Source organism: Variovorax sp. GW821-FHT06D12 (assembly GCF_059419205.1).
Map to the genome: position 1 here is coordinate 63235 of NZ_JBWKRI010000001.1, position 25266 is coordinate 88500.

Genomic DNA, 25266 nt, shown 5'->3' on the forward strand with positions numbered 1-25266 from the left:
TCTCTTGCAAGGCATGACCCAGGTTCATTCGACCGCGATCGTCGACCCGAAGGCCCAGCTCGACGCCTCGGTGTCGGTCGGTCCCTACACCGTGATCGGCCCGCACGTGCGGATCGGCGCGGGCACCACCATCGGCGCGCATTGCGTGATCGAAGGGCGCACGACCATCGGGCGCGACAACAGGATCTTCCAGTTCTCGTCGCTCGGTGCGATTCCGCAAGACAAGAAGTACGCGGGCGAGCCGACCGAGCTGACCATCGGCGACCGCAACGTGATCCGCGAGTTCTGCACCTTCAACCTCGGCGTGCCCGGGGCAGGGGGCATCACGCGTGTCGGCAACGACAACTGGATCATGGCGTACACGCACATCGCGCACGACTGCCGGGTCGACAACCACACGACGCTGTCCAACAACACCACGCTGGCCGGGCACGTGCACCTGGCCGACTGGGTCACGATCGGCGGCCTGACCGGCATCCATCAGTTCGTCTCGATCGGCGCGCACGCCATGGTCGGCTTCGCGAGCGCGATCTCGCAGGACGTGCCACCCTTCATGCTGGTCGACGGCAATCCGCTGGCGGTTCGCGGGTTCAACATCGTGGGCCTGCGCCGGCGCGATTTCTCGGCGCAGCGGCTCGCGGCGGTCAAGCAGATGCACCGCCTGCTGTACCGGCAGGGCAAGACGCTCGAAGAGGCGCGCGCCGCCATCGCCGAGCTCGCGGCGGAGATGCCCGAGGCCGCCGGCGATGTCGCGCTGATGGAGGCCTTCCTCGCTCATTCAACGCGCGGCATCGCGCGCTGACATGGGCGCGATGAGCACGAACGAGCAGCGCCGCTTCGCGCTGGTCGCGGGCGAAGCGTCCGGCGACCTGCTCGCGGCCTTGCTGCTCGACGGCCTCGAAGCCCGCTGGCCTGCCTTGCAGACCGTCGGCATCGGCGGTCCGCGCATGCTGGCCCATGGCTTCCAGAGCTGGTGGCCGCAGGAAAAGCTGGCGGTGCGCGGCTACATCGAGGTGCTTCGGCACTACGCCGAGATCGCCGGCATCCGCCGCCAGCTCAAGGCCCGGCTGCTGCGCGAGCGCCCCGAGCTGTTCATCGGCGTCGACGCGCCCGATTTCAATCTCGACCTCGAAGCCGGCCTGCGCAGCGAGGGCATCAAGACGGTTCATTTTGTCTGTCCCTCGATCTGGGCCTGGCGCGCCGACCGCATCGACAAGATCCGCGCCGCCGCCGACCACGTGCTGTGCATCTTCCCGTTCGAGCCCGAATTGCTCGAAAAGCAGGGCGTGGCCGCGAGCTATGTGGGCCATCCGATTGCCAACGTGATCCCGATGACGCCCGATCGCGCCGCCGCCCGCGCCGCACTGGGGCTGGACCCCGAGGCGCAAGTCGTCGCGCTGCTGCCTGGCAGCCGGCGTTCCGAGATCCGTTATCTCGCGGCCCGCTTCTTCGCTGCTGCGGCGCTGATGCAGAAGGCCAAGCCGAAGCTGCAGTTCATCGCGCCGATCCTGCCGGGGTTGCGCGCCGAGGTCGAAAGCCTGCTGCAGGCCGCCGGCATGGCCGGGCGGGTGAAGCTGCTCGACGGCCAGTCCCATGCCGCGCTCGCCGCCTGCGACGTCACGCTGATCGCCAGCGGCACGGCCACGCTCGAGGCGGCGCTGTTCAAGCGGCCGATGGTCATCGCCTACAACATGAACGGCCTCTCGTGGCGCCTGATGCAGCGCAAGCAGCTGCAGCCCTGGGTCGGGCTGCCGAACATCCTGTGCCGCGAGTTCGTGGTGCCGGAGTTGCTGCAGGAAGCCGCCACGCCCGAGGCGCTGGCACAGGCCACGCTCGAATGGCTCGACGCGCCCGCGAAGACGCAGGCGCTGCAACAAAGATTTTCCGCGCTGCATGTGCAATTGCAGCGCGACACGCCCACACTGTGCGCCGATGCGATCCAGAAAGTTCTTGAAGGCTGAGCAGGCCCCGCTGGTGTGGGACGCGCCCGGCCTGATGGCGGGCGTCGACGAGGCAGGGCGCGGGCCGCTGGCCGGCCCCGTGGTGGCCGCGGCCGTGATCCTCGACGACCTGCGCCCGATCCGCGGCCTGGCCGACTCCAAGACGCTCACGGCCCTGCAGCGCGAACGCCTGCACGACCAGATCCTGGCCAAGGCACTGTGCTGCTCGATCGCGCAGGCCTCGGTCGAGGAGATCGACAGCCTCAACATCCTGCAGGCCACGATGCTCGCGATGCGTCGCGCGGTCGAAGGGCTGCGGCTGAAGCCGGTCAAGGTGCTGGTGGACGGCAACCGGCTGCCCCGGCTCGATGTGCTGGCCGAGGCCATCGTCAAGGGCGATGCGCGGGTCAAGGCGATCTCTGCCGCATCCATCCTGGCCAAGGTGCACCGCGACCGGCTCTGCACGCAGCTGCACGACGAATTTCCGAATTACGGCTTCGCCGGCCACAAGGGCTACGGCACGCGTGAGCACCTCGAAGCGCTGCAACGCCACGGCGCCTGCGTGCACCACCGTCGATCGTTCAGTCCGGTGGCGGCGGCGCTGGCGCGCACGGCCGCTGCGACTTCGGGCGTTACCGTTGTGACCGGCGAGGTGCCAGCGACCCTCGTGATCGGTGCCGCCGAAAACCAGAGCGCACGCCTCGATCCGCGCGCCGCCCTCTGAGCCTGCCATGACCACCGACACCGGCCCGAGCCACATCAGCTCGCGCGACAACCCTTTGCTCAAGGACCTGCGCAAGCTCGCGCAGGACCCCGGCGCCTACCGCAAGCTGGGTCGCCTCTGGCTCGAGGGCGATCACCTGTGCCGCGCAGCACTGGCCCGCGGCGTCAAGCCGGCGGTGGCAGTGTTCTCGGAGGTGTTCTGGCCTTCGGCGCCCGCTGAATGGGTGCAAAGCGCTATCAAAACGGTAGTGGTTGCCGACGACCTGTTGCGTGCGGTCAGCGGCCTGGAGTCGCCCGCGCCGATGGGCTTCGTGCTCGACCTGCCGCCGCGGCCCGAAATCCTGCCCGACGCCCCGAGCGTGGTGCTCGACCGCCTGCAGGACGCCGGCAATGCCGGCTCCATCCTGCGCAGCGCGGCGGCTTTCGGCTTTACCCAGGTGATCACGCTCAAGGGCACGGCCGCGCTGTGGGCGCCGAAGGTGCTGCGCGCCGGCATGGGGGCCCACTTCGGCCTGCGGCTGGTCGAAGGCGTGGACATCGACGCGCTCGACGCGCTGCGGGTGCCGCTGGTGGCCACCAGTTCGCACCGGGGCGAATGGCTGCACAAGGCCGATCTGCCGCACCCCTGCGCCTGGCTGATGGGCCACGAGGGGCAGGGCGTTTCGGCCGCGCTGGAGGCCCGGGCCGCCCACCACATCCGCATCGCGCAACCGGGCGGCGAGGAGTCGCTCAATGTGGCGGCGGCTGCCGCCATCTGCCTGCACGCAAGCGGAGCAGCCCTGCAGGCCAAATAACACACCCAGTCCGGGCTACAATCGGGGGCTTACTCGCAAATCAGCGTCGCCCGGCCGCCTTCAACGCCAAAATCCCCTTAAGCAGCAGTCCGCAGGCAACGCGCCTGGGGCTCCGGGCGACCGTAACCATCCGGAGAACCCAGTGCTTTTGTCTCTCAAGGGAAGTTTCCCGCCCGCCATCCTGGCGCTCGCAGACGGCACGGTCTTTCTCGGCAACTCGATCGGAGCCGCCGGCTCCACGACCGGTGAAGTGGTGTTCAACACCGCGATGACCGGTTACCAGGAAATCCTCACCGACCCCAGCTACTGCCAGCAGATCGTCACCCTGACGTATCCGCACATCGGCAACTATGGTGTCAACGGCGAGGACATCGAGGCCGACAAGATCCATGCCGCAGGCCTGATCATCAAGGACCTGCCCCTCGTCGCTTCCAACTTCCGCAAGACCGCCACGCTGACCGAGTACCTCGTGTCCGGCAACACGGTGGCCATCGCGAACATCGACACCCGCAAGCTCACGCGCCACCTGCGCACCCACGGCGCGCAGAACGGCTGCATCCTGGGCCTGGCCGCGGGCGAGACCGTGACGCAGGCGCTGATCGACAAGGCCATCGCCGCCGCCAAGGCCGCGCCCAGCATGGCTGGCCTCGACCTGGCCAAGGTGGTGTCGGTCAAGCAGACCTACGAATGGACCGAGACCGAGTGGAAGCTCGGCGCGGGCTACGGCGTGCAGATCACGCCGCAGTTCCACGTGGTTGCGTTCGACTACGGCGTCAAGAAGAACATCCTGCGCATGATCGCGCAGCGTGGCGCGCGCATCACCGTGGTGCCGGCGCAGACGCCCGCGGCCGACGTGCTCAAGCTCAAGCCCGATGGCATCTTCCTGGCCAACGGCCCTGGCGACCCGGAGCCCTGCGACTACGCCATCAGCGCCGTCAAGGAGCTGATCGAAACCGGCATTCCCACCTTCGGCATCTGCCTGGGCCACCAGATCATGGCGCTCGCCTCGGGCGCCAAGACCTTCAAGATGAAGTTCGGCCACCACGGCGCGAACCATCCGGTGAAGGACCTGGACAACGGCTGCGTGAGCATCACCAGCCAGAACCACGGCTTCGCGGTCGACGAGAAGTCGCTGCCGGCCAACCTGCGTCCCACCCACATCAGCCTGTTCGACAACACGCTGCAGGGCCTGGCGCGCACCGACAAGCCCGCGTTCTGCTTCCAGGGCCACCCCGAAGCCTCGCCGGGCCCGCACGACATCGGCTACCTGTTCGATCGCTTCACGGCACTCATGGAAAAGCACAAGACGGAGAACAAGAATGCCTAAGCGCACCGATCTCAAATCGATCCTCATCATCGGCGCCGGCCCGATCATCATCGGCCAGGCTTGCGAGTTCGACTACTCTGGCGTGCAGGCCTGCAAGGCGCTGCGCGAAGAGGGCTACAAGGTCATTCTGATCAACAGCAACCCCGCGACGATCATGACCGATCCGGCCACGGCCGACGTCACCTACATCGAGCCCATCACCTGGCAGACGGTTGAAAAAATCATCGCCAAGGAGCGCCCCGACGCGATCCTGCCGACCATGGGCGGCCAGACCGCGCTGAACTGCGCGCTCGACCTGTGGCGCAACGGCGTGCTCGACAAGTACACCGGCACGGCCACGAACCGCCCGATCGAGCTGATCGGCGCCACGCCGGAAGCCATCGACAAGGCCGAGGACCGCCTGAAGTTCAAGGACGCGATGACCAAGATCGGCCTGGGCTCGGCGCGTTCGGGCATCGCCCACACGCTCGACGAGGCGTGGGCCGTGCAGAAGACGGTCGGCTTCCCGGTCGTCATCCGCCCCAGCTTCACGCTGGGCGGCACCGGCGGCGGCATCGCCTACAACCCGGAAGAATTCGAGACCATCTGCAAGCGCGGCATCGAGGCCTCGCCCACCAACGAGCTGCTGATCGAAGAGTCGCTGCTCGGCTGGAAAGAGTACGAGATGGAAGTCGTGCGCGACAAGGCCGACAACTGCATCATCGTCTGCTCGATCGAAAACCTCGATCCGATGGGCGTGCACACCGGCGACTCGATCACCGTGGCCCCCGCGCAGACGCTGTCCGACAAGGAATACCAGATCCTGCGGAACGCCTCGCTGGCCGTGCTGCGTGAGATCGGCGTCGACACCGGCGGCTCGAACGTGCAGTTCTCCATCAACCCGAAGGACGGCCGCATGGTCGTCATCGAGATGAACCCGCGCGTGTCGCGTTCCTCGGCGCTGGCCTCCAAGGCCACGGGCTTCCCGATCGCCAAGGTCGCCGCCAAGCTGGCTGTGGGCTACACGCTCGACGAGCTGCGCAACGAAATCACCGGCGGTGCCACGCCCGCGTCGTTCGAGCCGTCGATCGACTACGTGGTCACCAAGATCCCGCGTTTCGCGTTCGAGAAATTCCCGCAGGCCGACTCGCGTCTCACGACGCAGATGAAGTCGGTGGGCGAGGTGATGGCCATGGGCCGCACCTTCCAGGAATCGTTCCAGAAGGCCCTGCGCGGCCTCGAAGTGGGCGTCGATGGCCTGAACGAGAAGACGCAGGACCGCGAAGTGCTCGAGAAGGAACTGGGCGAGCCCGGTCCCGAGCGCATCTGGTACGTGGGCGACGCCTTCGCCATGGGCCTGAGCGTCGATGAAGTGTTCGCGCTGACCAAGATCGACCCGTGGTTCCTGGTGCAGATCGAAGAGATCGTGAAGATCGAACTCGAGCTGGAAACCAAGTCGCTCGACGACATCGACAAGGACACGCTGCTCGCGCTCAAGAAGAAGGGCTTCTCCGACCGTCGCCTGGCCAAGCAGCTCAAGACCACCGACACGGCCATCCGCGAGAAGCGCCGCACCCTGGGCGTGCGCCCGGTCTACAAGCGCGTGGACACCTGCGCAGCCGAGTTCGCGACCAACACCGCCTACATGTACTCGACCTACGAGGACGAGTGCGAGGCCGACCCGACGGACAAGAAGAAGATCATGGTGCTCGGCGGCGGTCCCAACCGCATCGGCCAGGGCATCGAGTTCGACTACTGCTGCGTGCACGCCGCGCTCGCCATGCGCGAAGACGGCTACGAGACCATCATGGTCAACTGCAATCCCGAGACCGTGTCGACCGACTACGACACCTCGGACCGTCTGTACTTCGAGCCGCTGACGCTCGAAGACGTGCTCGAGATCGTCGACAAGGAAAAGCCGCTCGGCGTGATCGTGCAGTACGGCGGTCAGACGCCGTTGAAGCTCGCGCTCGACCTCGAAGCCAACGGCGTGCCGATCATCGGCACCTCGCCCGACATGATCGATGCGGCCGAAGACCGTGAGCGCTTCCAGAAGCTGCTGCACGAGCTGGGCCTGCGCCAGCCACCGAACGCCACCGCGCGCACCGAACCCGAAGCGCTCGAAAAGGCTGCGGCCCTGGGCTACCCGCTGGTGGTGCGTCCGAGCTACGTGCTCGGCGGCCGTGCGATGGAAATCGTGCACGAGCAGCGCGATCTCGAGCGCTACATGCGCGAGGCCGTGAAGGTCAGCAACGACTCGCCGGTGCTGCTCGACCGCTTCCTGAACGACGCCGTCGAATGCGACGTCGACTGCATCCGCGATGCCGAAGGCGGCACGCTGATCGGCGGCGTGATGGAACACATCGAACAGGCCGGCGTGCACTCGGGCGACTCCGCCTGCTCGCTGCCGCCCTACAGCCTGAACGCCGACACGGTGGCCGAGCTGAAGCGCCAGAGCGCTGCCATGGCCGCCGCGCTGAACGTGGTCGGCCTGATGAACGTGCAGTTCGCCATCCAGCAGAAGGACGGCAAGGACGTCATCTACGTGCTCGAAGTGAACCCGCGTGCATCGCGCACCGTGCCTTACGTGAGCAAGGCCACGGGCATCCAGCTGGCCAAGGTGGCGGCACGCTGCATGGCCGGCCAGTCGCTCGCGTCGCAGGGCGTGACCAAGGAAGTCACGCCGCCGTACTTCAGCGTGAAGGAAGCCGTGTTCCCGTTCGTCAAGTTCCCGGGCGTGGACACCATCCTCGGCCCCGAGATGAAGTCGACCGGCGAAGTCATGGGCGTGGGCAAGACCTTCGGCGAAGCCTTCGTGAAGTCGCAGCTGGGCGCGGGCACGTTGCTGCCCAAGTCGGGCAAGGCCTTCATTTCGGTGAAGAACAACGACAAGGCACGCGCCGTCGAAGTGGCGCGCGGCCTGGCCAAGCTGGGCTTCGAGCTGGTCGCCACCAAAGGCACCGCCGCGGCCATCAGCGCCGCCGGCATCGCCTGCGAGACGGTCAACAAGGTGACCGAAGGCCGCCCGCACATCGTGGACATGATCAAGAACAACGAGATTGCCTTGGTCATCAACACGGTGGAAGAGCGCCGCAACGCGATCACCGACTCGCGCCAGATCCGCACCTCGGCACTGCTGGCACGCGTGACGACCTTCACCACGATCTTCGGCGCCGAAGCCGCGGTCGAAGGCATGGGCTTCATGGACGAGCTGGGCGTGATCTCGGTGCAGGAGATGCACGCGCAGCTGGCCGCTGCCTGACCGGGCACCGCCATGGAAACGCAGCTGGTCGAACTGGACCTCGCGGACTGGAATGCAGCCACGCCCAACGAGGCGTGGATCGCGGAACTGGAAGCCGGCAAGGTGCTGTACTTCCCGCGGCTGGGCTTCGAGCTGCTGCCCGAAGAGCGCAGCCTGCTGACGCCCAGCCTGCTGTCGCCCGACGTGCGCAACATCAGCCTCGACGCCCACGGCAAGCTCAAGGGCGCCGTCGGTGACGAGGCGGTGCAGCGTGCCACGGCGGCGATGGTGAAGCGTTTTCGCACGCAGGCGCAGCAGCTCATCCATGGCCTGCTGCCGCACTACACGCCGGCCCTGCGCCTGGCGCCGACCAGCTACCGGCCGGCCCAGGTCGAGACGCGCGTGCAGTCGTGGCGCGCCGACGACCGGCGCCTGCACGTCGATGCGTTCCCGTCGCGGCCCAATTACGGCGAGCGCATCCTGCGCGTGTTTACCAACGTCAATCCCGACGGCGCACCGCGCGTGTGGCGCGTGGGCGAGCCTTTCGAGGACATCGCCAAGCGCTTCCTGCCGCGGGCCAAGCCCTATGCGCGCTGGCAGGCCAAGTTGCTGCAGGCGCTGCACGTCACCAAGTCGTTCCGCAGCGAGTACGACCACCTGATGCTGCAGCTGCACGACGGCATGAAGTCGGACATGGCGTACCAGGAAAACTCGCCGCAGGAAACGGCCAAGTTCCCGCCGGGCTCGGTGTGGGTGTGCTTCTCGGACCAGACCTCGCACGCCGTGATGGCGGGCCAGTACATGCTCGAGCAGACCCTTCATCTGGCCGCATCGAAGCAATACAATCCCGAATCGAGCCCGCTCGCCATCCTGAGCCGGCTGACCGGACGCACACTCGTCTGATCAATTCCCTCAATCGACCGCCGAACGGCAGCGTTCGGCGGTTTCGCTTTATGGAGAACCAACAACATGGCCACCATTCCGATCACCAAGCGCGGCGCTGAAAAACTGCGTGCCGAACTGCACCAGCTCAAGACGGTCGACCGTCCCTGGGTCATCAACGCCATTTCCGAGGCACGCGCCCAGGGCGACCTGAGCGAAAACGCCGAATACGAAGTCGCCAAGGACCGCCAGGGCTTCATCGAAGGGCGCATCCAGGAAGTCGAAGGCAAGCTCTCGGCCGCGCAGATCATCGACCCGAGCGAGCTCGATGCCGGTGGCAAGGTGGTGTTCGGCTCGACCGTCGAACTCGAAGAAGAAGAGTCGGGCGATGCCGTCAAGTACCAGATCGTGGGCGAAGACGAAGCCGACCTGAAGCTTGGCCTGATCAACATCTCCAGCCCGATCGCGCGCGCGCTGATCGGCAAGGAAGAGGGCGACACGGCCGAAGTGCAGGCGCCGGGCGGCCTCAAGCGCTACGAGATCGTGGCGGTCCGCTACCTCTGAATCGGATGAAAGACCGCGTCGCGCTGATGCTGGCGGCCCTCTGGTGGGGCAGCCTCAGCACCATCGGTTTCCTGGTCGTGCCGATGCTGTTCGCCCGGCTCGGCAATCCGGCGGTGGCCGGCAATTTCGCCGCCCAGCTGTTCGAGGCGCAAAGCTGGATCGCCATCGGCTGCGGGCTGATCCTGCTGATCCATTTCCGCCAGAAGGCCGACGATGGCATGACCCAACCGGTGTTGACGGCCATCTTCCTGGTGCTGGCGGCGTTGCTGCTGGCGCTGTTGCAGCAGTACGCCGTGGCGCCGCGCATCGTGGCGCGCGACAACCTCAAGCTGTGGCACGCCATTGGCACCGGCATGTATTTCGTTCAGTGGGCGTGCGCCGGCACGTTGCTGTGGCGCATGGGCGGCGCCGCCCGGGCGCCACGCTGAACCGGGGCGGCGACACACATCGGCCGCCCTCCAGCTTTACTCTTTCCAGTGCTTGGCGACCCAGCTCGCCGGCCGGATGTAGCGGAAGGCGCGGTTGCGCCGTCCCGCCAGCGCATCGGGCGGGTTGCACTCGCCGTGGAACACCATCACACGGGCGCCTTCGGGCACGAAGGGCTCTTCCCAGTAGTTGGTCGGCCAGGTCGGGATGCCGTGGTACTTGAAGCTCGGGCACCAGGCGGCCGGCCAGTAGGCCAGCTTGCCCTGCTTGTGCAGCACGTCCGACAGGTAGGCCTGCTCGTTGCGGTATTCGGCCTGCACCTTGTCCATGTTGGCGCGGAAGTACGCCAGCACGTCGGCATGGGCACCCAGTTCGAAGCGGTAGACCGATGAATTGCCCGTGATCCGCTCGCGCCGCCAGGGGCGGGCGTAGTCGTGAATGATCAGGAATTCGCCGGGCTGCTCGAAGAAGGCGTCCAGGCTGCCGACGATGACCACGTCGACGTCCAGGAAGAGGGCTGTGCCGCGCAGGCCGTGCAGGTCCTGCTCGAAGGTCGTGAGCTTCTTCCAGGCGCCGTCGCGCTGGCCCGGGGCCAGCTGGAGGTTGAGCGGTGGAATGGGCAGGCACGTCACTTCGGGGCGGATGCCGTTGCCGTCGTCGGTCAGGCAGACGAACTTGAAGTCGCCGCTGAGGTGGCGGCGCACCATGGCGTAGAGCCGGTTGACGTACTCGGGGCCGTACTTGGTGCCCCACTTCATGCAGAGGATATGGCGCTGGGCGCCTTGCGCTGCCACCAAGTTCAGTCCGCCTGGTTGCGTTTCTTGGCCGACAGCGGACGCTTGGCCTTGGCGCGCTTGATGGTGCCGCCAGGGGTCAGGCGCTGGTTGCCGAGCACGCGCAGGGTCTTGATTTCAGGGCGCTGGCCGCCGCGCTTGCTGTACTTGACGATCTTCACGTCCCGCGGGCCGGGCATGCGGTCTTCGTCGATGACACGCTCTTTTTCGGGCTTCGGGCGCCACAGCACGAGCAGCTTGCCGATGTGCTGGATCGGGGCGGCGTCGAGCTCGTCGGCGAGCTCCTGGAGCATGGCGTCTCGGGCGAGGCGGTCGTCGGAGAAGACGCGCACCTTGATCAGGCCATGGGCCTTCAGGGCCGCGTCGGCCTCCTTTTTCACGGCAGGGGTGAGCCCGTCTCCACCGACCATGACGATCGGATCCAGGTGGTGAGCTTCGGCGCGGTGCACCTTGCGCTCGGCAGGGGTAAGTTGAATGGCGGGCATCCCCGTATTATCGACGCGTACACGAACACCCTCATGAGCACCAAAGCCAAAAGCAAAAAAGTCAACAAGGCGTGGCTTCACGACCACATCAACGACCCCTACGTGAAGCTCGCGACCAGAGAGGGCTACCGCGCCCGCGCGGCTTACAAGCTCAAGGAAATCGACGAGTCGCTCGGGCTGGTCAAGCCCGGCCAGCTGGTGGTCGACCTGGGCTCGACCCCGGGCGCCTGGAGCCAGTACCTGCGGCGGCGCATGTCGCCCGGCGGGGCGGCGGTCGGCGACCTCAACGGCACCATCATCTCGCTCGACCTGCTGCCGATGGAGCCCATCGAAGGCGTGACCTTCCTGCAGGGCGATTTCCGCGAAGATGCGCTGCTGGCGCAGCTGCTGGAGGTGCTGGACGGCCGCAAGGCCGACCTGGTGGTGTCCGACATGGCGCCCAACCTGTCGGGCATCCATTCGGCCGACGCCGCCCGGGTGGCGCACCTGATCGAGCTGGCCATCGACTTCGCCCAGCACCACATGAAGCCCGAAGGGGCATTGGTGGCCAAGGTCTTCCACGGCAGCGGGTACGACGAATTGGTCAAGATGTTCAAGGCCAATTTCCGCGTCGTGAAGCCGCTCAAGCCCAAGGCATCGCGCGACAAATCGGCCGAGACCTTCCTCATCGGCAGGGGATTGAAGGCGCTCGATACGCATTGATACCTTGCCGCAGGGTGCCCTCCAGGGGCGCAAACCCTTGTCAGCCTATGGCTGCTATAGGGAAATGTCCGCTTTTCGCAGCTTGAAAAGCCTAAAATGGGGCGCAATTGCGTACCCTCAGCGCGTATTTCATATTCCCGTCACGCGCTTTCGACTGGAGCTTCGTTTGAACAATCAGTGGTTTTCCAAAGTTGCCGTATGGCTCGTCATTGCCATGGTGTTGTTCACTGTGTTCAAGCAGTTCGACACCCGCGGTGGCGTCGGCTCGGGAACGGTGAGCTATTCCGAGTTCCTGGACCAGGTCCGCAACAACCAGATCAAGAGCGCCATCATTCCTGAAGGCGCTGGCGGCGGCGAGATCGTCGCCGTCACCAACGACGATCGCAAGATCCGCACGACCGCCACGGTCCTCGACCGCGGCCTCGTGGGCGACCTGATCGACCACAACGTCAAGTTCGACGTCAAGCCGCGCGAAGAAGGCTCGCTCCTCATGACCCTGCTGGTCAGCTGGGGCCCGATGCTGCTGCTGATCGGCGTCTGGATCTACTTCATGCGCCAGATGCAGGGCGGCGGCAAGGGCGGGGCGTTCAGCTTCGGCAAGAGCAAGGCCCGCATGATGGACGAGAACAACAACACGGTGACCTTCGCCGACGTCGCAGGCTGCGACGAGGCAAAAGAAGAAGTCCGTGAAGTCGTCGACTTCCTGAAAGACCCGCAGCGCTTCCAGAAACTCGGCGGCCGCATTCCGCGCGGCCTGCTGCTGGTCGGCCCTCCGGGCACCGGCAAGACGCTGCTGGCCAAGTCGATCGCCGGCGAAGCCAAGGTGCCGTTCTTCTCGATCTCGGGTTCCGACTTCGTTGAAATGTTCGTCGGCGTGGGTGCGGCCCGCGTGCGCGACATGTTCGAGAACGCCAAGAAGAACGCGCCCTGCATCATCTTCATCGACGAAATCGATGCGGTGGGTCGCCAGCGCGGCGCCGGTCTCGGCGGCGGCAACGACGAGCGCGAGCAAACCCTCAACCAGATGCTGGTCGAGATGGACGGCTTCGAAACCAACCTCGGCGTGATCGTGGTGGCTGCCACCAACCGCCCAGACATCCTCGACGCCGCGCTGCTGCGCCCGGGCCGTTTCGACCGTCAGGTGTACGTCACGCTGCCCGATATCCGCGGCCGCGAGCAGATCCTGGCCGTCCACATGCGCAAGGTCCCGCTGGGCCAGGACGTGAACCCGAGCGTCATCGCCCGCGGCACGCCCGGCATGTCGGGTGCCGACCTGGCCAACCTGTGCAACGAAGCCGCCCTGATGGCCGCCCGCCGCAATGCGCGCGTGGTCGAGATGCAGGACTTCGAGAAGGCCAAGGACAAGATCTTCATGGGCCCCGAGCGCAAGAGCATGGTCATGCCCGAGGAAGAGCGCCGCAACACGGCCTACCATGAGTCCGGCCATGCCCTCATCGGCAAGCTGCTGCCCAAGTGCGACCCGGTCCACAAGGTCACGATCATTCCGCGTGGCCGCGCCCTCGGCGTGACCATGAGCCTGCCGTCGCAGGACCGCTACAGCTACGACCGCGAGTACATGCTGAACCAGATCAGCATGCTGTTCGGTGGCCGCATCGCCGAAGAAGTGTTCATGCACCAGATGACCACCGGCGCCAGCAACGACTTCGAGCGCGCGACCTCCATCGCCCGCGACATGGTCACGCGCTACGGCATGACCGACGCGCTGGGCCCGATGGTCTACGCCGAGAACGAAGGCGAAGTGTTCCTGGGCCGCTCGGTCACCAAGACCACGAACATGAGTGAGCAGACCATGGAAAAGGTCGACGGCGAGGTGCGCCGCATCATCGACGAGCAGTACGCCCTGGCGCGCCGCCTCATCGAAGAGAACAGCGACAAGATGCACGCCATGGCCAAGGCGCTGCTCGAATGGGAAACCATCGACAGCGAACAGCTCGACGACATCATGGCCGGCCGCGCACCGCGTCCGCCCAAGGACTGGACGCCGCGCATTCCGCCTTCGGGCAGCGGCGGCAGTGGTGGCACGCCGGCCGTCAATCCTGATCCGGCGCCGACCGCCGCTTGAGGTGGGCTTGAAATCAAGCAACAACGGGGCCCCTGGCCCCGTTTTCCATGGTGAGCCAGATGGTGCGGTTTGGCAGACCTCGCGTTTCAGGATTGATCTCGCGCAGCCGCGCGTGATGGGCATCGTCAACGTCACGCCCGATTCCTTCTCCGATGGCGGCGCGCACGCGTCGACCGAGACCGCGCTGAAGCACTGCGAGCAGTTGCTGAAGGAGGGCGCCGACATCCTCGACATCGGCGGTGAATCGACCCGCCCCGGCAGCCCCGCCGTGCCGCTCGACGCCGAGCTGGCGCGCGTGCTGCCCGTGGTGCGCGAGGCCGTGAAGCTGAACGTGCCGCTGTCGATCGACACCTACAAGCCCGAGGTGATGCGCGCCGTGCTCGACCTGGGCGCGGACATCGTCAACGACATCTGGGCGCTGCGCCAACCCGGCGCGCGCCAGGCCGTTGCGGCGCACCCGACCTGCGGCATCTGCCTGATGCACATGCACCGCGACCCGCAGACCATGCAGGCGCTGCCGATGCAGGGCGACGTGATTCCCGAGGTGCTGGCTTTCTGGGACGCGCAACTGGCGCCCCTGACAGCGCTGGGCATCGACTCCGCGCGCATCACGCTCGATCCGGGCGTCGGTTTCGGCAAGAGCGTGGCGCAGAACTTCGCGCTCCTCGGTCGGCAGCGGGAATTGTTGGCAACCGGTTACCCCTTGTTGCTAGGTTGGTCCCGCAAGTCCTCCATCGGGGCCGTCACCGGCATCGACAATGCATCCGGGCGTACCGTGCCCAGCGTGGCAGCCGCCGTGCTGGCCGTGGACCGGGGTGCAGCGGTCGTGCGGGTGCACGACGTGCGCGACACCGTCGCCGCCCTCACCGTATGGCGTGCCATGCGCGCGGAAGCACCGCAAGAACACCTTCAAAGAGCAACAACATGACCCGTAAGTATTTCGGCACCGACGGCATCCGCGGCACGGTCGGCCAATCGCCCATCACCCCCGATTTCGTGCTGCGCCTCGCGCACGCCGTCGGCCGCGTGCTCAAGAAGACCCAGGCCCGTCCCACGGTGCTGATCGGCAAGGACACCCGCATCTCGGGCTACATGCTTGAGTCGGCGCTCGAGTCGGGCTTCAACTCCGCCGGCGTCGACGTGGTGCTGCTCGGCCCGCTGCCCACGCCGGGCGTGGCCTACCTCACGCGCGCCCAGCGCGCCAGCCTGGGCGTGGTGATCAGCGCCAGCCACAACGCCTTTCCCGACAACGGCATCAAGTTCTTCAGCGCGCAGGGCACCAAGCTCGACGACGCCTGGGAGCTCGCCGTCGAAGCCGCGCTCGAAGAAGAACCCGTCTGGGTGGATTCGGCCAACCTGGGCAAGGCGCGCCGCCTCAACGACGCGGACGGCCGCTACATCGAGTTCTGCAAGAGCACCTTCGCCAACGACCTGTCGCTGCGCGGCATGAAGTTGGTGGTCGATGCGGCCCACGGTGCGGCCTACCAGGTGGCGCCGAACGTGTTCCACGAACTGGGCGCGGACGTCACGAGCATCGGCTGTGCGCCCGACGGACTCAACATCAACAAGGGCTTCGGCGCCACGCATCCCGAGGCGCTGGTTGCCACGGTGACGGCGCAGAAGGCCGACTACGGCATCGCGCTGGACGGCGACGCCGACCGGCTGCAGCTGGTCGATGCCACCGGCCGCCTGTTCAACGGCGACGAGCTGCTGTACCTGATGGTGGCCGAACGCGTCGCGCGCGGCGAGAAGCCGGCGGGCGTGGTCGGCACGCTCATGACCAACAAGGCCGTCGAGATGGCCCTGCGTGCACAGGACATCGAGTTCGTGCGCGCCAAGGTCGGCGACCGCTACGTGCTCGAAGAGCTCGACAAGCGCGGCTGGCTGCTCGGCGGCGAAGGCTCAGGCCACCTGCTGGCACTCGACCGCCACACCACGGGCGACGGCATCGTCAGCGCGCTGCAGGTGCTGCAGGCCTGCGTGCGCAGCGGCAAGACGGTGGCGCAGCTGCTCGAAGGCGTGACGCTGTTCCCGCAGACGCTGATCAACGTGCGCCTCGCACCCGACCAGGACTGGAAGAGCAACGCAGCGCTCGCCAGCGAAACGAAGCGCATCGAAGCCGAGCTGGGCGATGCGGGCCGCGTGCTGATCCGTGCGAGTGGCACCGAGCCGCTGGTGCGCGTGATGGTCGAGGCGCGCGATCCGAAGCAATCGCAGTCCTGCGCCGAGCGCCTCGCGGCCACGCTCAAGCCTGCCGCATGACGACGACGGGCCGCATCGAAACCCGCCTGGCCGACTACCGCGATCCGCTGCAGGCGGCGGCGGTGGTCGAGCTGCTCGACAGCTACGCGCGCGACCCGGCCGGCGGTGGCACGCCGCTGCCCGCGTCGGTTCGCGAAGGCCTGCCCGCCGCGCTGGCGGCACGTCCGCAGGCGTTCAGCGTGCTGGCTTTCGACGGCGACACGCCCGTGGGCCTGATCAACTGCATCGAGGGTTTCTCGACCTTCGCCTGCCAGCCGCTGGTCAACGTGCACGACGTGGTCGTGCGCGCCAGCCACCGTGGCCAGCGCGTGGCGCAGCAGATGTTCGCGCAGGTCGAGCAGGAAGCCCGCCGACGCGGCGCCTGCAAGCTCACGCTCGAAGTGCTGTCGGGCAATGCGCCTGCGCTGCGCAGCTACGAGCGCGAGGGTTTCGTCAGCTACCAGCTCGACCCGGAATTCGGCCATGCCGTCTTCCTGCAGAAGAAGCTCTGACCGAATCAGGCCAATGAAAATGCCGCCGACGCGCAAGGCGTGGGCGGCATGGTTGGAGCAGAAAGAGAAGGGCGCGGCGATCGCGCCCTTTCTTTTGTCTGGATCAGAAGCGCGTGACAGGCGCGTCGGCGGTAGCGCCCGACTTGTCGGCAGCGTACTTGCCCAGCTCCCATTTGGCGATCGCGTTGCGGTGCACTTCGTCCGGACCGTCGGCAAAGCGCAGCGTGCGCGCCTGCGCATAAGCCGAGGCCAGCGGGAAGTCGTCGCACATGCCGCCGCCGCCGTGGACCTGCATGGCCCAGTCGATGACCTGGCAGGCCATGGTGGGCGCTACCACCTTGATCATGGCGATCTCGGTGCGCGCGACCTTGTTGCCGGCCACGTCCATCAGCCAGGCGGCCTTCAGCGTGAGCAGGCGGGCCATGTCGATCTTGCAGCGCGCTTCGGCGATGCGTTCCTGCGTGACGGTCTGCGAGGCGACGGTCTTGCCGAAGGCCACGCGCGACGAGGCGCGCTTGCACATCAGTTCGAGTGCGCGCTCGGCCAGGCCGATCAGGCGCATGCAGTGGTGGATGCGTCCGGGGCCAAGGCGGCCTTGGGCGATCTCGAAGCCGCGGCCTTCGCCCAGCAGGATGTTGCCGACGGGCACGCGCACGTTCTCGAAGTACATCTCGACGTGGCCGTGCGGCGCGTCGTCGTAGCCCATCACGTTCAGCGGACGCACGATGCGGATGCCCTTGGCATCGGCCGGCACGATGACCATGCTCTGCTGCGAGTGCTTGGGCGCCTCGGGGTCGGTCTTGCCCATGGTGACGAACACGGCGCAGCGCGGATCGGCGGCACCGGAGATCCACCACTTGTGGCCGTTGATGACGTACTCGTCGCCCTGGCGCTCGATGCGGGTGGCGATGTTGGTGGCGTCGCTGGAGGCGACGTCGGGTTCGGTCATCGCGAAGGCCGAGCGGATCTGGCCTTCGAGCAGCGGCTTGAGCCAGCGCGCCTTGATCTCTTCCGAGCCGTAGCGGGCGATGGTTTCCATGTTGCCGGTGTCGGGGGCCGAGCAGTTGAAGGCTTCGGAGGCCCATGGCACCCGGCCCATGATCTCGGCCAGCGGGGCGTATTCCTGATTGGTCAGGCCCGCACCCTCATAGCCGGAGGCCGAGGCGCTGTCGACCGGCAGGAACAGGTTCCACAGGCCTTGCGCCTTGGCCTTGGCCTTGAGCTTCTCGACGGTCTGCAGGGCGCTCCAGCGCTTGCCGGCGACCGTGTTGGCGGCCAGTTCAGCGCTGTACTCGGCTTCGGCCGGGTAGATGTGGTCTTCCATGAAGGCGAGAACGCGCTTCTGAAGCTCCTTGGTTTTGGCCGAATATTCGAAATCCATGCTGTCTCCTGGTGGGGTTAAGGGGGAGGGCTGGCTATGCCTTTTGGGCAAATTGCCAGGCCATCTCGGCCATCGGCCGTGCGCCACGGGCGGACGCCACGGCTTGCTCGCTCGATGCGGTACCGGCTTCGACGCGTTTCGCAATGCCCTGCAGGATGGCGGCCATGCGAAACAGGTTGTAGGCCTGGTAGAAATTCCAGTCGGGCGCCAGCGCCTCGGGCGTGCTGATGCTCGTGCGCTCGCAGTAGCGGCGGATGTATTCGCTCTCGGTGGGAATGCCCAGCGCCGCCACGTCCACGCCGCCGATGCCGCGGCCGGTGGTGGGGGGCATGTGCCACGACATGCAGTGGTAGCTGAAGTCGGCCAGCGGGTGGCCCAGCGTGGAGAGCTCCCAGTCGAGCACCGCGATGATCCGCGGCTCGGTGGCGTGGAACATCACGTTGTCCAGGCGGTAGTCGCCATGCACGATCGAGACCTTGCTTTCGTCGCGTGCGCTCGCCGGCATGTGGGCGGGCAGCCAGTCGATCAGCCGCTCCATGGCCTCGATGGGCTGCGACAGTTCGCCGGCGCCGTCGGCCGAGGCCTTGTACTGCTTGCTCCAGCGGCCGATCTGGCGCTCGAAGTAGTTGCCGGGCTTGCCGTAGTCGCCCAGGCCGCGGGCGGCGAAGTCGACCGTGTGCAGCGCCGCGATGACGCGGTTCATCTCGTCGTAGTAGGCCGCGCGTTCGGCGTTGCTGAAGCCGGGCAGCGACTGGTCCCACAGCACGCGGCCCTGCATGAACTCCATGATGTAGAAGGCGCGCCCGATGATGGACTCGTCCTCGCACAGGCAGTACATGCGCGGCACGGGCACGTCGGTGCCCTGCAGGCCGCGCATGACCTTGTATTCGCGCTCGACCGCATGGGCCGAGGGCAGCAGCTTGGCGACCGGGCCGGGCTTGGCGCGCATCACGTAGCTCTGCGTGGGCGTGACGAGCTTGTAGGTCGGGTTGGACTGACCGCCCTTGAACATCTCGACCGTCAGCGGACCCTGGAAGCCCTCGAGGTTCTTTTCGAGCCAAGCCGCGAGCGCGTCCACGTCGAAGGTGTGCTGTTGGGACACCGCGCGGGTGCCGATGAAACTGGAGAAGTCCTGGCTCATGTCGAATCTTTTTTAGTTGTCTGCTTCAGAGATGTGCATCAGCGCCGAGCGGTCCAGCACGACCAGTCCGGCCGGCTCGATCCGGATGGTGCCCTCGCGCTCCATCGTCTTGAGTTCCTGGTTGACCCGCTGGCGCGAGGCGCCGAGCAGCTGCGCGAGTTCTTCCTGCGCCAGTTGCAGGCCGATGCGCGTCTGGCTGCCGTCGTCCAGGTTGGGCACGCCATAGCTGCGCACCAGGTGGATGAGCTGCTTGGCCAGGCGTGCGCGCAAGGGCAGGGTGTTGAGGTCTTCCACCAGCCCGAACAGCGTGCGGATGCGGCGTGCCTGCAGCCGCATCAGCGCTTCGTACAGCTCGACGTGCGTGGCCAGGATCTTCTGGAAGTCGGCCCGCGCCACGCACAGCACGGTGGTGTCGCCGTGCGAGTACGTGTCGTGCGTGCGCCGCTCCCCGTCGAACATCGCCACGTCGCCGAACCAGATGCCCGGCTCGACGTAGGTCAGCGTCACCTGCTTGCCCGACACCGCGGTCGAGCTCACGCGCAACGCCCCCTTGGCACAGGCGATCCAGTGCTCGGGCGGGTCGCCGCGCGCGGCGAGCAGGTCGCCGTCCTTGTAGCGTTTGACAAAGGCGCATCGGAGGATGTCGTGCCGTAGCGATGGAGATAGGGAAGAAAACCAGCGACCACTGTTGATCGCTTCACGTTCTTCGATGGTAAGAATGGGGTCGTCCATGGTCTGTCCTCTCGGCGACTGAAAAGCTGTGGGGTGTCTCGGGAGCGACGCCGTCAGGCGTCACTCGTAGCGTGGCGGTGTCTTGTCGAGGAACGCGGCGATGCCGATGCCCGCGTTCGCGTGGTGCAGGTTGCGCACGAAATGATCGCGCTCCTGCGATAGCTGCGACGCCAGTGTGGCGCCGCGCGCGTCGCTCAGCAGCTCCTTGATGCTGGCCAGCGAGTTCGGTGCGCGCGCGTTCAGGCGGGTGGCCAGGGCCAGCGCGCCGGCCAGCGCCTGTCCGCTGTCGGTGAGCTCGTTGACGAGGCCGAAGGCATGCAGGCGCGCGGCCTCGATGCGCTCGCCGTTCATCAGCCATTCGCTCGCCAGCTGGCGCGGCAGTGCCTGCCCGAGGTGCCAGCTGAGGCCGCCGTCGGGCGACAGCGCCACGTTGCTGTACGAGGCCGCGAACACGGCGTCGCGCGCGGCCACGACGAAGTCGCAGGCCAGCGCGAGCGAGAAGCCGGCGCCGGCCGCCGCACCCTCGACGGCCGCGATGACCGGCTTGGGGAAGGTGCGGATCGAGTCGATCCAGTTGTGCAGGCCCTCGATGCTCTCGGCCTGCACCGAGCGGTCGAGCTGGCGGTTGGCCAGCAGCCGCTGCAGCGAGCCGCCGGCGCAGAACCACGCGCCTTCGCCCACGATGACGACGCTGCGGATCTCGTCGCTGCTCTCGGCGCCGTTCAGCGCCTCGATGCCGGCGGCATAGATCTCGGGGCCCAGTGCATTGCGCTGGGTCGGGTTGACGATGGTCAGCACCATGGTGCTGCCTTCGCTGGTGCTCTTGAGTTCGGCGGTCATGGCGTGTGTGCCTGTTCGTTCGTTATTTATTCTTCTTCGTGCAGCAGGCTCAGGCCCAGCGCGCCGCGGCGGCGCAGCCACGGGCTCGGGCGATAGCGCGGATCGCCATACACGGTCTGCAGGTTGAACAGCACCTCGAGCATGTTGGTCGGCCCGTACAGGTTGCCCATGGCGAGCGGGCCGCGCGGATAGCCCAGGCCCAATTGCACGGCGGTCTCGAGGTCGGCCGGCGTGCACACGCGCTGCTGGCACATGTCGGCGGCGATGTTGACGATGGCGCCGATCACGCGCTGCGTGACGAAGCCGCCGCTGTCGCGGATGACGCTCACGGCCTTGCCGTCGCGCGCGAAGAGGGCGTGCGCGGCGTCGCGCACGTCGCGGCGCGTGGCCGGGTTGGTGGCGAGCACGCGGCGCTTGGTGGCGGCGTCGTCGACCAGCATGTCGATGCCGACGGTGCGCGTGGCGTCCAGCCGCTCGACCGCCGCGACCGTCGTCACGTCGAAGCCCAGCGGTGCGACCAGGATGATCGACTGCGGTGCGGGAGCGCTGCCGCTGTCGATCTGCGCGCCCAGCGTGTTCACCAGGCGCAGCAGCTCGGCACGGCGCGCGGCACGTGGCGACACCCAGACCGCGGGCGTGCCCTCGACCACGGGTGCGGGCGCTTCGGGCGTCTGCTGCATCACGCCGTTGTCGTAGCGGTAGAAGCCTTCGCCGGTCTTGCGGCCCAGCGCGCCGGCGGCCAGGCGCTGCGCGGTGATCACGCTCGGGCGAAAGCGCGGCTCTTCGAAGTACTGGTGGTAGATCGATTCCATCACCGGGTGCGACACGTCGAGCGCCGTGAGGTCGAGCAGCTCGAATGGGCCGAGGCGAAAGCCGGCCTGGTCCTTCAGGATGCGGTCGATGGTGGCGAAGTCGGTCACGCCTTCGCCCACGATGCGCAGCGCCTCGGTGCCGTAGCCGCGGCCCGCGTGGTTGACGATGAAGCCGGGCGTGTCCTGCGCCTGCACGGCGCTGTGGCCCATCTGCGTGGCATAGCCGGCCAGCTGCTGGCAGACCTCGGGCGAGGTCTTGAAGCCCGCCACCACCTCGACCACCTTCATCAGCGGCACGGGGTTGAAGAAGTGAAAGCCCGCAAAGCGCGCGGGGTGCTGCAGGCCGGCCGCGATGGCCGTGACCGACAGCGACGAGGTGTTGGTGACCAGCGTGGCGGTGGGCGCGACCACGTCCTCGAGCTCGCGAAACAGCGTGCGCTTGACCTCGAGGTTCTCGACCACGGCCTCGACCACGAGGTCGCAGCCGGCGAGCGCCTGCATGCCGTCGACCGCCTTCACGCGCGCCACATAGGCGTCGCGCGTGAGGGCGTCGATCTTGCCCTTCTCGTGCAGCTTGTTCCATTGGGCAGCGAGGGCTTCGCGGCCGCGCTCGGCGGCGCCTGCAAAGCTGTCGAGCAGCAGCACTTCGCTGCCGGCCTGGGCGGCGATCTGCGCGATGCCGCGCCCCATGGCGCCGGCGCCGATCACGCCGATTCGGGGGTAGTTCACTGTCATGGGATCAAGGTTCTCATGGGTTGGTGGGTGTCCGGGGCGGCCGCGCCGGCGCGGGTGCGCGACGCGGACGAAAGCTCCGATTTTGCAATCTCGCGGGAGACCCGCGCCCCGGGTGTTACGCGGGGCATCGGAATCAGGCCGGGCGGCGGCTGCGGTCGATGGCGATGCTCAGGCCCATGGCCAGCAGCATCAGTGCAAAACCGACCCGGCTCATCCACTCGGTGGCGTCGTTCGCCAGCAGCCAGCCGCCCAGCGCCGCGCCCAGGGCCTGGCCGATGTAGATGCCCGAGCTGTTGAGCGCCACCGAGCCCGGCGCCAGGGCGGGCGCCAGCCCCACGAGGCGCGCCTGCTGCGAGGAGTTGGTGGCAAAGCAGCCCAGACCCCAGGGCACGAGCACCACCGCGAGCCACGCCAGCGTGCTGGCCAGCGGCCACAGCAGCAGGCTCAGCGCGATCAGCCCGGTCGTCAGCAGCACCATGCGCCCGGCGCCGACGCGGTCGATGTAGCGGCTCACCACCATGTTGCCCAGCAGGCCGAAGGCGCCGAACAGCGCCCACATCAGGCTCAGCGTGTTGGCATCGGCGCCGAAGCCCTGCTTGAGCAGCGGGCCGAAATAGCTGAACAGCACGAACTGGCCGACGCCCTGCAGCGCCGTGACCGACACGATGCCCATCAGCACCGGGCTGCGCAGCACGCGCGACCAGGCGGCGGCCGTGAGCGCGGCGGGCCGGATGCCGCTGGGCAGCGTGAGCCAGACCGAGGCGGCGCTCACGACACTGAGCGCTGCGATGGCCATGAAGGCCATGCGCCAGCCCAGGTGGCCGCCGATCAGCGCGCCGATCGGCAGGCCCAGCACCGAGGCCACCGACCAGCCGAGAAAGACGAAGGTGACGGCGCGCCCGCGCTGCTCGGGCGGCACCAGCATGCCGGCGCAGGCCGCGGCTTGGGGCGTGAAGATGGCGGGCGCGATCACCGTCAGCATGCGCACCGGCAGCAGCGCGCCGAAGCTGGGCACGAGCGCCGCAACCACGTGCCACGCGGCGTACCAGAGCAGGGTGAGGGCGAGCAGCTTGCGGCGGTCCCAGCCGGCGACCGCGGCGGCCAGCAGCGGGGCGCCCAGGCACATCACGACGGCTGCTGCGCTGATCAACTGGCCCGCGGTGGCGACTTGGACCGCCAGCGAGGCGCTGATCTCATTGAGGGTGCCCGGCACGACCATCACGCCCGTGCCGATCACGAAATTGCCGGCCAGCAGCGCCCAGAGCGCGCCTCGCTGCGGCGCGGGCCGGCTCATGGGTTCACCGCCGGACCTGCAGCGCGCCGGGGTTCACGATGTTCGTGGGGTTGCCCTTGATGAAGCTCACGACGTTGTCGAACGCCTGGCCGAAGTAGCTTTCGTAGCTTTCCTGCTCGACGTAGCCGATGTGCGGCGTACAGATGCAGTTCTCGAGGCGCAGCAGCGCATGGCCCTGCAACGGCGGTTCGCTCTCGAACACGTCGATGGCCGCCAGCCCGGGGCGGCCGCGGTTGAGGGCGGCCAAGAGGGCATCGGCTTCGACCAGCTCGGCGCGCGAGGTGTTGACGAACAGCGCCGTCGGCTTCATGCGCGAAAGGTCTTCGAGCTTGACGAGGCCCTGGGTGTCCTCGTTGAGCCGCAGGTGCACCGACAGCACGTCGGCGGCGGCAAAGAATTCGTGGCGGTTCTGTGCCACCTGGAAGCCGTCGGAGCGCGCCTTGGCGCAGCTGGCCTCGCGGCCCCAGATCACGACCTGCATGCCGAAGGCCTGCCCGTAGCGCGCCACCAACTGGCCGATGCGGCCATAGCCCCAGATGCACAGCGTCTTGCCCTTGAGCACCGAGCCCACGCCGAAATTCGGCGGCATCGATGCCGACTTGAGGCCCGACTGCTGCCAGGCCCCGTGCTTGAGGTTGCTGATGTACTGCGGCAGGCGGCGCATGGCCGCCATGATCAGCGCCCAGGTGAGTTCGGCGGGCGCCTGCGGCGAGCCCGAGCCTTCGGCCACCGCCACACCGCGTTCGGTGCAGGCCGTGACGTCGATGTGGCCGCCGACGCGACCGGTCTGGGAAATCAGCTTGAGCTTGGGCAGCTTCTCGATCAGCTGGCGGGAGATCTGACTGCGCTCGCGGATGAGCACGATGACGTCCGCATCCTTGAGGCGAACCGACAGTTGGCCGATGCCCTTGACCGTGTTGGTGTAGACCTTGGCGGCGTAAGCGTCCAGCTTGGCAGCGCACTGCAGCTTGCGCACGGCGTCCTGGTAGTCGTCGAGGATCACAATGTTCATGGCATGCCATTGTGCCTCGCAGCATCGGCACGTCGCACGTGTGAACGTTTGGATACCCCGTGCCAAATGGCGCCCGGGAGGCCTGTTTCAGACCGTTGGGGGTGAATCCGCCGTGCGCGTGCGGGGCGCGCAGGCACAGCGGGTTCGTTTGCACCTTCTCAGTGCAGGTGGCTGGGGCGGGGCGTGCCGCTCCCGGTTTCCGCAGCTTCCAGCGCGGCGAGCCGGTCGAGTTCGGCGCACACGTCGGCCATGCGGCCGGAAATCACGACTCGGTTGGCGCAGCCAGGCTGCGTGCCTTGGCGGTCGACCACGCGGACCACACGCAGCGGGCGTGCAGGCGCGGCGGCGGCGGATGGCGAGCTGGCAGGCGCGGAGCCGCCAGCGGGGCGCGCCGTGCAGGCGGGGCGGATGGCCACGTAGCGCAGACCGGCGGCAGCGTCGCCGCTCTCACCATGCGACGGGCGGCGGGCCGGCATCCAGCGGGTGGCCAGCGATTGCAGGGGCGACCAGAGGTCGGCGATGGCGAGGAGGGCGATTCCCATGTGAACTCCAAAAAAGTATGAGGTTGAACACAGGCAGGATTTCTTGAATCGGCCACGACAGGGTGATGGCGACTTCGCGCCATA

The 25266-nt window shown here is 67.3% G+C and carries 24 protein-coding genes; 14 read left to right on the forward strand and 10 right to left on the reverse strand.

The window, feature by feature from the left end; all coding sequences use genetic code 11:
- Positions 1-13: 13 nt before the first annotated feature.
- The 9 genes from lpxA (at position 14) to AC07SQ_RS00350 (ending at position 9878) form a co-directional block, all read left to right on the forward strand.
- Complete coding sequence (gene lpxA, locus AC07SQ_RS00310) at positions 14-802, forward strand: acyl-ACP--UDP-N-acetylglucosamine O-acyltransferase (RefSeq protein ID WP_487847046.1); 789 nt, start codon at positions 14-16, stop codon at positions 800-802.
- 10 nt (positions 803-812) lie between these two features.
- The gene (lpxB, locus tag AC07SQ_RS00315) at positions 813-1961 is read left to right on the forward strand and encodes a lipid-A-disaccharide synthase (protein ID WP_495271403.1); all 1149 of its coding nucleotides are present in this window, start codon (positions 813-815) and stop codon (positions 1959-1961) included.
- Positions 1933-2664 carry a ribonuclease HII gene (gene rnhB / locus AC07SQ_RS00320; RefSeq protein WP_495271402.1) on the forward strand — a complete coding sequence of 244 codons (732 nt, stop codon included), beginning with the start codon at positions 1933-1935 and terminating at the stop codon, positions 2662-2664. The genes lpxB and rnhB overlap by 29 nt, the downstream gene beginning before the upstream one ends.
- A 7-nt stretch (positions 2665-2671) precedes the next feature.
- A complete protein-coding gene (locus AC07SQ_RS00325) occupies positions 2672-3457 on the forward strand; it encodes a TrmH family RNA methyltransferase (protein WP_495271401.1) in 786 nt (261 codons plus the stop codon).
- A gap of 142 nt (positions 3458-3599) precedes the next feature.
- On the forward strand, positions 3600-4784 hold the full coding sequence (gene carA / locus AC07SQ_RS00330; RefSeq protein WP_495271400.1) for a glutamine-hydrolyzing carbamoyl-phosphate synthase small subunit: 1185 nt from the start codon (positions 3600-3602) through the stop codon (positions 4782-4784).
- Entirely contained in the window at positions 4777-8025 is a 3249-nt protein-coding gene (gene carB, locus AC07SQ_RS00335; RefSeq protein WP_495271399.1) for a carbamoyl-phosphate synthase large subunit, read from the forward strand. The genes carA and carB overlap by 8 nt, the downstream gene beginning before the upstream one ends.
- A gap of 12 nt (positions 8026-8037) precedes the next feature.
- Complete coding sequence (gene kdoO, locus AC07SQ_RS00340; RefSeq protein ID WP_492696039.1) at positions 8038-8907, forward strand: Kdo hydroxylase KdoO; 870 nt, start codon at positions 8038-8040, stop codon at positions 8905-8907.
- 66 nt (positions 8908-8973) lie between these two features.
- On the forward strand, positions 8974-9450 hold the full coding sequence (gene greA / locus AC07SQ_RS00345; protein ID WP_056518766.1) for a transcription elongation factor GreA: 477 nt from the start codon (positions 8974-8976) through the stop codon (positions 9448-9450).
- A 5-nt stretch (positions 9451-9455) separates the two neighbouring features.
- On the forward strand, positions 9456-9878 hold the full coding sequence (locus AC07SQ_RS00350; RefSeq protein ID WP_495271398.1) for a DUF4149 domain-containing protein: 423 nt from the start codon (positions 9456-9458) through the stop codon (positions 9876-9878).
- A gap of 36 nt (positions 9879-9914) precedes the next feature.
- Here AC07SQ_RS00350 and AC07SQ_RS00355 read toward each other — a convergent pair whose 3' ends face one another.
- Both AC07SQ_RS00355 and AC07SQ_RS00360 read right to left on the reverse strand, forming a co-directional pair.
- The gene (locus AC07SQ_RS00355) at positions 9915-10634 is read right to left on the reverse strand and encodes a glycosyltransferase (protein ID WP_167395020.1); all 720 of its coding nucleotides are present in this window, start codon (positions 10632-10634) and stop codon (positions 9915-9917) included.
- A gap of 41 nt (positions 10635-10675) precedes the next feature.
- Positions 10676-11155, reverse strand: a complete 480-nt coding sequence (locus AC07SQ_RS00360) for a YhbY family RNA-binding protein (protein WP_062471564.1) — start codon at positions 11153-11155, stop codon at positions 10676-10678.
- A gap of 33 nt (positions 11156-11188) precedes the next feature.
- Here AC07SQ_RS00360 and AC07SQ_RS00365 point away from each other — a divergent pair, with 33 nt between their 5' ends.
- The 5 genes from AC07SQ_RS00365 (at position 11189) to AC07SQ_RS00385 (ending at position 16693) form a co-directional block, all read left to right on the forward strand.
- Positions 11189-11857, forward strand: coding sequence for an RlmE family RNA methyltransferase (locus AC07SQ_RS00365; protein WP_495271397.1), 669 nt, complete (start codon positions 11189-11191; stop codon positions 11855-11857).
- A gap of 166 nt (positions 11858-12023) precedes the next feature.
- Positions 12024-13940: an ATP-dependent zinc metalloprotease FtsH gene (ftsH, locus tag AC07SQ_RS00370; RefSeq protein WP_062471558.1), complete on the forward strand. Its 1917-nt coding sequence runs from the start codon at positions 12024-12026 to the stop codon at positions 13938-13940.
- A gap of 115 nt (positions 13941-14055) precedes the next feature.
- The gene (folP, locus tag AC07SQ_RS00375; RefSeq protein ID WP_495271396.1) at positions 14056-14868 is read left to right on the forward strand and encodes a dihydropteroate synthase; all 813 of its coding nucleotides are present in this window, start codon (positions 14056-14058) and stop codon (positions 14866-14868) included.
- A complete protein-coding gene (gene glmM, locus AC07SQ_RS00380; RefSeq protein WP_095745197.1) occupies positions 14865-16202 on the forward strand; it encodes a phosphoglucosamine mutase in 1338 nt (445 codons plus the stop codon). Before folP ends, glmM begins: the two co-directional genes overlap by 4 nt.
- Complete coding sequence (locus tag AC07SQ_RS00385; protein WP_447743855.1) at positions 16199-16693, forward strand: GNAT family N-acetyltransferase; 495 nt, start codon at positions 16199-16201, stop codon at positions 16691-16693. Before glmM ends, AC07SQ_RS00385 begins: the two co-directional genes overlap by 4 nt.
- Before the next feature lie 103 nt (positions 16694-16796).
- Here AC07SQ_RS00385 and AC07SQ_RS00390 read toward each other — a convergent pair whose 3' ends face one another.
- The 8 genes from AC07SQ_RS00390 to AC07SQ_RS00425 form a co-directional block, all read right to left on the reverse strand.
- A complete protein-coding gene (locus AC07SQ_RS00390; RefSeq protein ID WP_062471546.1) occupies positions 16797-18074 on the reverse strand; it encodes an acyl-CoA dehydrogenase family protein in 1278 nt (425 codons plus the stop codon).
- 34 nt (positions 18075-18108) lie between these two features.
- On the reverse strand, positions 18109-19215 hold the full coding sequence (locus AC07SQ_RS00395; RefSeq protein ID WP_495271395.1) for a phosphotransferase: 1107 nt from the start codon (positions 19213-19215) through the stop codon (positions 18109-18111).
- A gap of 12 nt (positions 19216-19227) precedes the next feature.
- Positions 19228-19947 (reverse strand): Crp/Fnr family transcriptional regulator, encoded by a 720-nt coding sequence (locus tag AC07SQ_RS00400; RefSeq protein WP_062471540.1) that lies wholly within the window; start codon positions 19945-19947, stop codon positions 19228-19230.
- A 60-nt stretch (positions 19948-20007) separates the two neighbouring features.
- Positions 20008-20787, reverse strand: coding sequence for an oxepin-CoA hydrolase, alternative type (locus AC07SQ_RS00405; protein ID WP_062471537.1), 780 nt, complete (start codon positions 20785-20787; stop codon positions 20008-20010).
- Between the two features lie 26 nt (positions 20788-20813).
- Entirely contained in the window at positions 20814-22334 is a 1521-nt protein-coding gene (locus AC07SQ_RS00410; protein ID WP_495271394.1) for a 3-hydroxyacyl-CoA dehydrogenase, read from the reverse strand.
- Positions 22335-22467: 133 nt separating this feature from the next.
- The gene (locus AC07SQ_RS00415) at positions 22468-23628 is read right to left on the reverse strand and encodes an MFS transporter (RefSeq protein WP_492741149.1); all 1161 of its coding nucleotides are present in this window, start codon (positions 23626-23628) and stop codon (positions 22468-22470) included.
- 4 nt (positions 23629-23632) lie between these two features.
- Positions 23633-24640, reverse strand: coding sequence for a D-2-hydroxyacid dehydrogenase family protein (locus tag AC07SQ_RS00420; protein WP_062471528.1), 1008 nt, complete (start codon positions 24638-24640; stop codon positions 23633-23635).
- A gap of 158 nt (positions 24641-24798) precedes the next feature.
- A complete protein-coding gene (locus tag AC07SQ_RS00425; protein WP_495271393.1) occupies positions 24799-25182 on the reverse strand; it encodes a hypothetical protein in 384 nt (127 codons plus the stop codon).
- Positions 25183-25266 lie beyond the last annotated feature (84 nt).

Coding starts and splice junctions, on each gene's coding strand:
- carB (WP_495271399.1), top strand. CDS start 4,777: ATGCCTAAGCGCACCGATCTCAAATCGATCCTCATCATCGGCGCCGGC.
- AC07SQ_RS00420 (WP_062471528.1), bottom strand. CDS start 24,640: ATGAACATTGTGATCCTCGACGACTACCAGGACGCCGTGCGCAAGCTG.
- AC07SQ_RS00365 (WP_495271397.1), top strand. CDS start 11,189: ATGAGCACCAAAGCCAAAAGCAAAAAAGTCAACAAGGCGTGGCTTCAC.
- AC07SQ_RS00385 (WP_447743855.1), top strand. CDS start 16,199: ATGACGACGACGGGCCGCATCGAAACCCGCCTGGCCGACTACCGCGAT.
- AC07SQ_RS00390 (WP_062471546.1), bottom strand. CDS start 18,074: ATGGATTTCGAATATTCGGCCAAAACCAAGGAGCTTCAGAAGCGCGTT.
- folP (WP_495271396.1), top strand. CDS start 14,056: ATGGGCATCGTCAACGTCACGCCCGATTCCTTCTCCGATGGCGGCGCG.
- AC07SQ_RS00395 (WP_495271395.1), bottom strand. CDS start 19,215: ATGAGCCAGGACTTCTCCAGTTTCATCGGCACCCGCGCGGTGTCCCAA.
- AC07SQ_RS00410 (WP_495271394.1), bottom strand. CDS start 22,334: ATGACAGTGAACTACCCCCGAATCGGCGTGATCGGCGCCGGCGCCATG.
- greA (WP_056518766.1), top strand. CDS start 8,974: ATGGCCACCATTCCGATCACCAAGCGCGGCGCTGAAAAACTGCGTGCC.
- AC07SQ_RS00350 (WP_495271398.1), top strand. CDS start 9,456: ATGAAAGACCGCGTCGCGCTGATGCTGGCGGCCCTCTGGTGGGGCAGC.
- AC07SQ_RS00425 (WP_495271393.1), bottom strand. CDS start 25,182: ATGGGAATCGCCCTCCTCGCCATCGCCGACCTCTGGTCGCCCCTGCAA.
- kdoO (WP_492696039.1), top strand. CDS start 8,038: ATGGAAACGCAGCTGGTCGAACTGGACCTCGCGGACTGGAATGCAGCC.
- glmM (WP_095745197.1), top strand. CDS start 14,865: ATGACCCGTAAGTATTTCGGCACCGACGGCATCCGCGGCACGGTCGGC.
- AC07SQ_RS00355 (WP_167395020.1), bottom strand. CDS start 10,634: ATGAAGTGGGGCACCAAGTACGGCCCCGAGTACGTCAACCGGCTCTAC.
- AC07SQ_RS00360 (WP_062471564.1), bottom strand. CDS start 11,155: ATGCCCGCCATTCAACTTACCCCTGCCGAGCGCAAGGTGCACCGCGCC.
- AC07SQ_RS00400 (WP_062471540.1), bottom strand. CDS start 19,947: ATGGACGACCCCATTCTTACCATCGAAGAACGTGAAGCGATCAACAGT.
- AC07SQ_RS00325 (WP_495271401.1), top strand. CDS start 2,672: ATGACCACCGACACCGGCCCGAGCCACATCAGCTCGCGCGACAACCCT.
- AC07SQ_RS00415 (WP_492741149.1), bottom strand. CDS start 23,628: ATGAGCCGGCCCGCGCCGCAGCGAGGCGCGCTCTGGGCGCTGCTGGCC.
- AC07SQ_RS00405 (WP_062471537.1), bottom strand. CDS start 20,787: ATGACCGCCGAACTCAAGAGCACCAGCGAAGGCAGCACCATGGTGCTG.
- lpxA (WP_487847046.1), top strand. CDS start 14: ATGACCCAGGTTCATTCGACCGCGATCGTCGACCCGAAGGCCCAGCTC.
- lpxB (WP_495271403.1), top strand. CDS start 813: ATGAGCACGAACGAGCAGCGCCGCTTCGCGCTGGTCGCGGGCGAAGCG.
- rnhB (WP_495271402.1), top strand. CDS start 1,933: ATGCGATCCAGAAAGTTCTTGAAGGCTGAGCAGGCCCCGCTGGTGTGG.